Below are 9,606 nucleotides of genomic sequence, written 5' to 3'. Positions count from 1 at the left end.
CGCTACGAAAAACTGAAACAAACATTTCTGGCAATCATCCAACTGGCCCTCGGATTCATCCGCCTAAAGCGGATTTAATCGTCAACAGAGCCTAGTCATGCCACTTGGACGACACGCCGGATAGCAACATATGATCGACATTTCGACGTCGCCCATCCAAGAGCAATTGGCGGTCGCCTGGAAACATTTCGAAGCGGGCGAACGTGAACGCGCGGAGCAATTGTGCCGCCAGTTGTTGGCCAATTTTTCCGACGACGGCGATCTGCAATTCCTGCTGGGAAGAATCACGATTCAGGAGCGGCGGCCCGCCGAGAGCGAGGCCCATTTCGAAGCAGCGCTGCGGGCCAGGCCGGACTGGTCCGAAGCCTGGAACAATCTGGGCAACGCCCGGGCAATCCAGGGCGCTTTGGACGCCGCCGAGCAGGCCTATCGCGAGGCGCTGCGGCTGGCGCCGCGCTATCCGGAAGCGCTTAATAATCTGGGAAATGTGCTCCGCGAACGCGGACTCGCGTCGCAGGCCGAGGAATACTATCGCTTGGCTTTGCGGGGACGCCCGCGCTACGCGGAAGCCCATAACAACCTGGGCTTGGCGTTGCGCCAGTTGCAGCGCGCGAAGGAGGCGATGGAGTGCTTTAACGAGGCGCTGCATATTCAGCAAGACTATCCCGAGGCTTGGAACAACCTCGGCATCATGCATGCCACGCGCGGCGAGCACGCGGCTGCTATCGCGGCGTTCGAACGGGCTTTGCAATTGCGACCGGATTATTTGAGCGCGCTCAAGAACATTGGGCTCGCGCAGTTTTCTTGCCAGCGTTTGGAACAGGCGCAGGCCACGTTGGAGCGGATCATCTCGTTGACTCCCGACAGCGTCGAATCTCACCTTCAATTGGGGCGCGTCCTGGAAGCGCGATCCGCCTGGTCCGAGGCAGCGCGCCGCTACGAGCGCGCGTTGCGCATCGCGCCGGGTTGCGCCGAAGCGTGCGCGTTGGCCGGCCATGCGCATCTGGCGTGCGGGGATCCAGAGCGAGCGATTCAAAGATTGTCGCACGCCATAGCGCAGCATGAGCACGATGTGGCGGCCCGACTTTGGCGCGGGATCGCGTACGAAGCCTTAAACAGGTTTGCCGAGGCCGAACACGACTTCGCCGTTTGCCTGGAACGCGATCCCAATTGCCAGGAAGCGCGGCTGCGTCTTGGCAAGATCCTCGTGCGACGCGGTGATTCTCCGGCCGGATGGAGCTTGCTTGCCGCGACGGCGCTCCCCGCTTCGCAATCGCTGGCGCGAGATTGGCAGGTCCGCTGCGATCGGGGTTGGTCCGACGCGATCGTCATGGCGCGCTATGGCGCCGCAATCGAGGCCGCCGGCGGCTCGTTGACGCTGCTCGCCCCGCGAGAGCTATGCGACTGGCTCGTTCAATGCGAACACGTGCGAAATGCAACGCCCATTGACGAAAACCTCAATTCAACCGTCGCGATGACGGACGTCCTTGCGCTGCCGCACTGCGCCGGCGCTGCGCCCGAGGACATGGGCGCTACCATTCCCTACTGGAAAGCTCCGGCCAAGCAATCCAATGCGCGGCGAGACCAAATTGGCGGAGACGGAACGCTGCGCGTGGGAATCGTTTTTAAACAGAATTGGGGAATGCACGACGACGCCCACGGCGAGATTCCGGTGGAGTTTCTTCAGGGCTTAACGCGGATCTCGGGCATCACGGCCTATTGCATTTCCACGGGCGACGCCGGCCGGCAACGCGAGTTGCTCGTCCATGAGTTTGGCATGGTGGATTGCCGCCGTTGGTTCGGCGACGAGGAACCTGCGCTCGCTGACCTCGCCGAACTATTGGAGTGTTTTGACCTAGTGATCGCGGCGGACGGCGTGTTAGCGCATGCCAGCGCTGCAGCGGGGCGGGAGACGTGGGTGCTCATGAATGCGCATGGCGATTGGCGCTGGCGCGACGACCGCGAAGTCGGCGCGTGGTATCCCCATGTGCGACTGTTTCGAACTCCGACGCCGCATCGTTGGCACGAGACGATTGCCGCGGTGGAAGCGGCTTTGCGTGAAAGGTTGGGCGCCGCAGTGGTCGCGGATCAAGACGCGGATGCGGCGGAGTCGCACTTGCGTCTTGGCCAGCGCTGCTACGCGGAACGCCGACTGGGCGAGGCGGAGTCGAGTTTCTTGCATGCGCTGCGTTGGCGCCCGGATTTTCCCGAGGCACTGGTCGAACTCGGCAACGTCTATCGACATCAACAGCGCGAAGTCGAAGCCGAATCATGCTATCGCAGAGCCATCGAATTGTGTGTCGATTATGCAGAAGCGCTCAACAACCTCGGCATTTCGCTCGCTTCGCGTCGCGAATTCGCAGCGGCGATCGAGGTGTTCCAACACGCGGTCCGCATCCGTCCGGCGTTTACGGCGGCGCTCGGCAATTTAGGCAAAGCACTGCTCGATTTAGGGCGGATCGACGAGGCAATCGAGCAATTGCAGTTGGCGATCGATTCGGATGCAAGGTTTCCGCACGCCTACGTAAACTTGGCGGACGCTTTGCGGCGCGGCGGCAGGAATCAGGAAGCAGCGTCCGCTTACCGTGGCGCCATCGCGGCAGACCCCGATCAGCCGAGCGCACATAGCGCCTTAGGCGTCGTGCTGCGCGATGTGGGGGATATCCCGGCGAGCGTGAGCAGTTTTCAGCAGGCGCTGCGACTGGATCCCGACAATCCAGAGTTGCAAAACAACCTGGGGATTTCGCTGGCGCGGCTCGAAGAGTACGACGCCGCCATCGACTGTTATCGTCGCGCGCTGGCGCTGCGCCCGGATTTTCCGGACGCCTACAACAACCAGGGCATCGCCTTGGCAAAAATAGCGCGTCGCGAGGAAGCGCTGCAGAGCTATCTGCAAGCCTTGCGGCTGCGCGATCGCTATCCAGAGGCGCATAACAACCTGGGCATCGTGCTCACCGAATTGGGCCGGCATGCCGAAGCGATTGAACATTTCGAGGAGGCCCTGCGTCTCAAGCCCGGCTATGCAGCCGCGCATAGCAACCTGGGCATCGCACTCACCGAGCAAGGGCACTTGCCCCTCGCCGAGGCGCAATACAGCGAAGCGCTCCACCTGGATGCCGACTACGCCGATGGGCACATGAACCGCGCCCTCGTGCGCTTGGTGCAAGGCGACATGACTGCCGGCTGGGAAGAATACGAGTGGCGCTGGCGATGCAACAACGCGCGCATGCCGGCGATCCAGCGACCGCTTTGGAATGGCGAATCGCTCGAAGGCAAACGGATCGTGCTGCACGCCGAGCAAGGCTTGGGAGATACGCTCCAGTTCGTGCGCTACGCGCCGCTCGTCAAAGCGCGCGGCGCCCATGTAACCGTGATGTGCCAAGGGCCGCTATTGGAACTGTTGAAGCGAACGCCGGGCATCGACCGGCTCACGCCGAAGATCATGGATGGCAACCTGCCCGATTGCGATTACCACGTGCCGCTGATCGGTCTGCCCAGGATCTTCGAAACGACGTTGTCGACGGTGCCCGCCGACACGCCCTATCTGTTTGCGGATCCCGAGTTGGTCGACCGTTGGCGCGGCGAGCTAAACGACGGCGCGACGATCCGCATCGGCATCAATTGGCAAGGGAACCCACGCTACCGCGGCGATCGCCAGCGATCGATCCCGCTAATTTATTTCTCGACGCTGGCCAAGATCCCCAACGTGCGCCTGTTCGGCCTGCAAAAGAACCATGGCCGCGAGCAACTTGCCGACGTGGCCGGCAGTTTTTCCGTCGTGGACTTGGGGCCGCGGCTGGATGAAGGCACGGGCGCCTTCATGGACACGGCGGCCGTGGTGACGAGTCTCGACCTCATCGTCACATCCGATACGGCATTCGCGCACCTTTGCGGCGGCCTGGGGGCGCCCACCTGGCTCGCGCTGCCGTTCGCGGCCGACTGGCGCTGGCTGCAGCACACCGAAGAAAGCCCTTGGTATCCGACGATGCAGTTGTTTCGGCAGCCGCGATTCGGCGATTGGGGCAGCGTGTTCGATCGCATGGCCGACGCCCTACGCCGGTTTGCCAACGAGAAGTCCCGCGATCGCCCCTTGTTTGCCCCGGTGTCACCGGGTGAACTGATCGATAAGATCACCATTCTCCGCATCAAACTGCAACGCATCCACGATCAGGCGAAACGCGGCCATGTCGAACACGAGTTGCAGGAACTGACCAGCGTATTGCAGCGCGCGGTATCGCCGTCGCCGGAGCTCGATGAACTGACCGACCGGCTCAGCCACGACAACCTGCGTTTGTGGGACATCGAAGATGCGATCCGAGATTGCGAGCGCAATGGCGATTTTGGCGACGGCTTCATCAAGCTGGCCCGCAGCGTCTACTACGAGAACGATTGCCGCGCGGCGACGAAGCGCGAAATCAACAACCTGCTCGGCTCGCGAATCGTCGAGGAGAAAAGCTACGCGGACTACGAATCGCCATCAGGTTCCGCGGGGCCCGGCAACGGGGTGAAGCCGCGGTAGCGGCATGGCGCCAATGTTGGCAGTCACACTTCGCAATTCTAGCGCAGGCTGCCTGTGACATCGAGCAACAGCGAATTGGAAACAGAATTGCCGAGCAAGTCGAACTTGTCCAACGCCCAAACGACTTCCTTGCTCGTCGGATCGATTTCAATCAACAACGGTTGACCAGGCCCAGCGTGGCAGTTGCCGATCACGTAGTGCCCGTTGGGCAACACCTCGAGCGTCGTCACCCAGGCGAGCGTAATTCCTGGTAGATCGCGCTGCTGAAGCTGCCAAACAATTTCAGCGTCTGGCGTCACTTCCAGCACGGAATGGCCGTTGCCCGTGGAGATTAACGTGTTTCCATTCGCCAGGCGCACCGCGGCGAAGCACTTATTTCCAAAGGCTTCCGGGCCATGACCAGGCTGTGATTCTCTGCCAAACAGCGGCGCCTCGTACTCCCAGACCACCGCCCCGTCGCGATCATATTCCCGCACGAAGCCATCTCCCTCGTGGCAGACCAGGTAATGCCCATTGGCGAGCTTTCGCGCCAAACGCGTATCCGTGTGCGGATCGGGGTGATCGAGCTTGAGCTTGATCTCGTGCAGCAGTTTTCCGTCGCGATCGATTTCGATGATCCGTCCAGGTCCGCTCTCGGCAATCATCAACCGTCCGTCGCCGAGCGGCTGGAAAGCGTGCACTTCGACCTGCTTCCCGGCGTTGCCGTTGGAGGTCGAGGAGTCGTACTTCCAAACCACCTGCAACTTTGCTCGATCGATCTCGGCAATCGTGCTCGCGCCTTGCTGGACGAGCAAGTTTCCATTCGCCAGGACATGGACGTCGTGAATGCCTTCCCACGGCATTCGCCATTCCACGTCGCCCTGGGCGTCGAAGATGACGAGTTGCCCCTCGCCTTGCGTCACCAGGCGATGCTGAGCCTGTGACGAAGTCCCGACCATCAAGGCCAATGTTCCGACGACAAAAACGAATGCCCGTTTGAAGTTCAACATGCGATTGAAGCTGAAAACATGTGGTTTGGAGAATCTGGATCGAGCCAATAGACACGCCCGCGATTTCTCCGACAACCGCCTGCGACGTGCCGAAGGCAGCGCATTTTTCTTCGCGCCCAGTTTCTCCCCATTCCGCACCTACATCTATTGCCCGCCCCCAAGCTGTTTACGCCGCCAACCGGCGCGGTATCCTTACACAACTCCGCACCGAAAAAACTCCTCTACTCCTTTACTCCTCCTCCCGCCCCCGGAGCCTCGCCCATGTCCGCTGATACCGGTTGGTACTACGCCCAGAATCAGCAATCCGTCGGCCCGATGCCGCTGGAGGAATTGATTCGCCTGCTCCCGTCGGTCGGCGGGGAAAGCACGCTGGTCTTCGGGCCGGGCCTGGCCAATTGGCTCGAAGCGCGGCACGTGGCGGCGATCCGCGAATCGCTCCGCGGCAATGCAACTCCGCCCAGCCCTCCGCCAACGCAGTACACCACGCGCCGCGCGCATGAGATCGACTATGAGATCTTCGGCAGCGAAATGCAGTACGTCGAGATCACGCTCGACCCGCAGGAGACGGTCATCGCTGAGGCCGGCGGCATGATGTACATGTCGCGCGGGATCGAAATGAAGACCGTCTTCGGCGATCCCTCGGCGGAGCAGACCGGCTTCTTCGGCAAACTGATGTCGGCCGGCAAGCGCGTGCTGACCGGCGAATCGCTGTTCATGACCACATTCACGGCCATCGGCGGAGGCCGCGAGCAGATCGCCTTCGCGGCGCCGTATCCCGGCAAGCTCGTGCCGATGCATCTCGATGAACTGGGCGGCGAATTGATTTGCCAGAAGGATTCGTTCCTGTGCGCCGCGAAAGGCGTGCAGATCGGCATCGCGTTTCAGAAAAAGATCGGCGTCGGCCTCTTCGGCGGCGAAGGCTTTATCATGCAGCGCCTCACCGGCGACGGCATCGCCATCGTCCACGCCGGCGGCACGCTGATGCAGCGCAAACTGAACGCCGGCGAAACGCTCCGCATCGACACCGGCTGCATCGTCGCGATGACGCGCAGCGTCACCTACGACATCCAATTCACCGGCGGCTTCAAGAATACGCTCTTCGGCGGCGAAGGCCTGTTCCTCGCCACCCTCACCGGCCCCGGCGATATCTGGCTGCAATCGCTGCCGATTTCAAGACTCGCCGGCCGCATCCTGATGTACGCCCCGCAAAGCGGCGGCAGCAAAGGCGAAGGCTCCCTCCTCGGCCAACTCGGCGGCCTCCTCGACGGCGACAATAGCTGACGGAGCAGTGGAGCATTTGTCGAAACTAACCCACTGACACTAGCCCGTAGCGCCAGCGAGGGAGATTTGACGTCGGGTACAAATCGCGGACAAAACTCTCAACGATATCGCACACAAAGGGTAAGCGAGGTCGTTGAGAGCTTGATCCGCAACGGTAAAGAACGTCCTCCCTCCCTCGCTGGCGCCACGGGCTAGCATTGGCGCCTTTCCAACTCATGCTCGCGCCAGCTTAGATACGCCTGCAGCGCGGCATAAATGCTCGGCATCGCCGCGCCGCGCAATAACGCATACTTGGCGCCATCCAGCACGCTATATGCTGGCCGCGGCGCCGGCGCGTTGAACTCTTCCGTGGAAATCGCCTCGATTGGCACGCTCAGTCCGCGCAAGGCCAGAATCTCTCGCGCAAAGTCGTACCAGTTCGTAGCGCCTGCATTCGTGACGTGAACAATCCCGGTGAACTCCGCTTCCAGTAGCCAGCAAATCGCGTCGGCCACGTCGCCGACAAAGCTCGGCGAGCAAACCTGATTGTTGACGACACGCAAGGATTCGCCACGTTCGGCCTTGCGCAGGATCGCTTCAACGAAGTTCTTCGCTTGATCGACGAGCGTCGGATGTCCATATAGACCGCAGGTGCGGACAACTATATGCTGCGGAGCGCGGAACGCGGCAAGCTCCCCGGCGCGCTTGCTTTCGGCATAGACGCCGCGCGGCGCCGGCACATCCGTTTCCCGCCAAGGTCGAGAATTGTCGCCAAGCGCATTGCCGAACACATAATCCGTACTGATCTGCACCAACAGGCAATCCAGCTCCGCGGCTGCTTCCGCCAGATGTCCAACGGCCGTCGCATTCACCGCGAAACAGACGTCTGACTCCGCTTCCGCGCGGTCCACGTTGGTATACGCCGCGCAATTGACGATCGCCGCCGGCCGCGCTGCCAACAACACGCGCAACACGGCGCCTCGATCGGTAATATCCAACTCCGGCAGGTCGAACGGCCGAGCGCGCTCGCCTAGCAACTGGCACAGCCAACCGCCAAGTTGGCCAGCCGCGCCGATGACGGCGATTGGCTTCGTCGTGTTCGCGATGTCGTGCGGTGGGGGCGACATACTACGGAATGTCTCGACGATGCATCGATCCATGCCGTCGCCTGCAAATCACGACAATCACGAATGATGCTCGACGCATTCTACCCAGGTCGACGCGAGATCGGGGGCGGGCCGGCTTCCAAGGCGGCCCAGGTTTGCGGACCGACGATGCCGTCGACCATGAGTTGTCGCGACATCTGAAACGTGCGCACGCTGGCGTCCGTTTTGGGACCAAAAATCCCGTCGACCCACAACGGGGGCGGCGGCAGCCGCGCGTTCAGCAGGTTTTGGCAGTACGCCACGGACGGCCCGGTCGACCCGATCCGAATCATCGGCAGCCCCGCACTGGCAAAGCCGCCTCCGCCCGCCGCGTACTTGCCGGTCCCGGTTTTGCGTTCATGGCAATCGCGGCAATCGTTCAAAAAACCTGCTTGCCGATCCGCTGCAGGAATCGGCCGCATGCAGGTCATGCACAGGATATCCACGGTGCCGTTAGGCCCGATAATCTGAATTCCGCCATCAAAGGGCATGGGCACGGGGAACGTACCTCCGATGTGCTGAAACGCGATTGAACAGCTGGCTCGCCCGACGCACATGGCATCGAGCGCTTCCGACACCAGCGAAGTGCAAGACTGGCGAAGCAAGAACGAGTCCGCCCCGCCATCCGCGACCCATTCTAATTACCGTGTCGGGACAATCAATCAGCGTGCCGGCCAAGTAAGTCAAGCGCCGCCGCCGAAGCAAACAGGTATGCTATTAGGCCAGCCGTGGTAACACGGAAAGACGCAGGCCAAGGACGTGTCTGACAGGAACAAGCGTCGAACATTCAGGCACGTCCTTGGCCGCCATTTGGGATGCGACGGCGATGACCTTCATGCGCGCTCGATCGCTTCGGCGGCGGTGTCTGACCTACTTCGCAAATACAATCAGTTCAATCCAGAGAAGCGTGAACGATGATTCTGCTGGGTCAGATTGCGGACATGTTCGATGAATCAACCTGGACTGCAATGCTAGTTGCATGTCTCGGCTCTCCGCTGATCGGCTTACTGGTTGGCTGCATACGACCACACGGGCGGACAAGAGAATGCGTAATGGCCGTGGTGTTCTACTATCTCGTGGCCGGAACGTGTTACGGCGTACTTGCTTTCCTTCAAAGGGAAGTGCTGTTTTTTGTGCTGGCGTTCTACGCGGCAATGTTGTTTGGTCCAGTCTTAGGCCTTATCCTTGGGGCATCCGCTTTTAGTAAAGTGGAGTAACCATCGCTCTGCTTGCCGGTGGCTGAGCAGGCCAAGAAGAGCCAGTCGATGAACACGGGCGGTGCTGCCCCGGGGAGACCTTCGGTCGCGTCGGTGACACGGTCGGGAGACCGTGCCACAACAGTGGCTTGACCTACTTGGTTTTCTCCTCGTTCCTCCCATAGGTGCGTCCTTCCTCGGCCAATGCGGTGGCTATCGTACGCTTGGTCGACAAAAGCTCGTCGCGTAACTCGGGGTACGCAACATCGAAATTGAGCGCCTTCAGGCAATCCGAGAAAAACTCGAACAGCGACTTCTGGATGTCGATGTGCGACCAAGCAAACCAGTTGTAAAAGCCCTCTTTGGGGATCCCGGCCGTCCCGACCGCGGCGCCGTGGACTAGAGCGCATCTGCGATAGGTCTAGCGCCCTCTGCGCAGTCTACGTAAACTGGTGAATCGCCTTTTTTCAAGGAGGTTTGCCATGGCGGCGGCGTAT

At 61.1% G+C, this 9,606-nt stretch carries 6 protein-coding genes; 3 read left to right on the top strand and 3 right to left on the bottom strand.

Annotation, left to right across the window (positions count from 1 at the left end; genetic code table 11):
• Window positions 1-130: 130 nt before the first annotated feature.
• Window positions 131-4,519, top strand: a complete 4,389-nt coding sequence (locus SGJ19_16240; GenBank protein MDZ4781804.1) for a tetratricopeptide repeat protein — start codon at window positions 131-133, stop codon at window positions 4,517-4,519.
• 38 nt (window positions 4,520-4,557) lie between these two features.
• Here the strand turns inward: SGJ19_16240 and SGJ19_16235 are convergent, their stop codons facing one another.
• Complete coding sequence (locus SGJ19_16235) at window positions 4,558-5,508, bottom strand: PQQ-binding-like beta-propeller repeat protein (GenBank protein ID MDZ4781803.1); 951 nt, start codon at window positions 5,506-5,508, stop codon at window positions 4,558-4,560.
• Window positions 5,509-5,769: 261 nt separating this feature from the next.
• Here SGJ19_16235 and SGJ19_16230 point away from each other — a divergent pair, with 261 nt between their 5' ends.
• Entirely contained in the window at window positions 5,770-6,789 is a 1,020-nt protein-coding gene (locus SGJ19_16230; protein MDZ4781802.1) for a TIGR00266 family protein, read from the top strand.
• Window positions 6,790-6,980: 191 nt separating this feature from the next.
• On the opposite strand, the gene rfbD is transcribed toward SGJ19_16230, so the two are convergent.
• Together rfbD and SGJ19_16220 are read right to left on the bottom strand one after the other, a co-directional pair.
• Window positions 6,981-7,928: a dTDP-4-dehydrorhamnose reductase gene (rfbD, locus tag SGJ19_16225; protein MDZ4781801.1), complete on the bottom strand. Its 948-nt coding sequence runs from the start codon at window positions 7,926-7,928 to the stop codon at window positions 6,981-6,983.
• 47 nt (window positions 7,929-7,975) lie between these two features.
• Window positions 7,976-8,404, bottom strand: a complete 429-nt coding sequence (locus tag SGJ19_16220) for a peptidoglycan-binding protein (protein ID MDZ4781800.1) — start codon at window positions 8,402-8,404, stop codon at window positions 7,976-7,978.
• Window positions 8,405-8,827: 423 nt separating this feature from the next.
• On the opposite strand from SGJ19_16220, the gene SGJ19_16215 reads away from it, so the two are divergent.
• A complete protein-coding gene (locus SGJ19_16215; GenBank protein ID MDZ4781799.1) occupies window positions 8,828-9,130 on the top strand; it encodes a hypothetical protein in 303 nt (100 codons plus the stop codon).
• The last annotated feature ends 476 nt before the right edge of the window (window positions 9,131-9,606 follow it).

It is taken from the genome of Planctomycetia bacterium (assembly GCA_034440135.1).
Taxonomy (GTDB): Bacteria; Planctomycetota; Planctomycetia; order Pirellulales; family JALHLM01; genus JALHLM01.
This window is presented reverse-complemented; position numbering and strand designations above follow the sequence as displayed.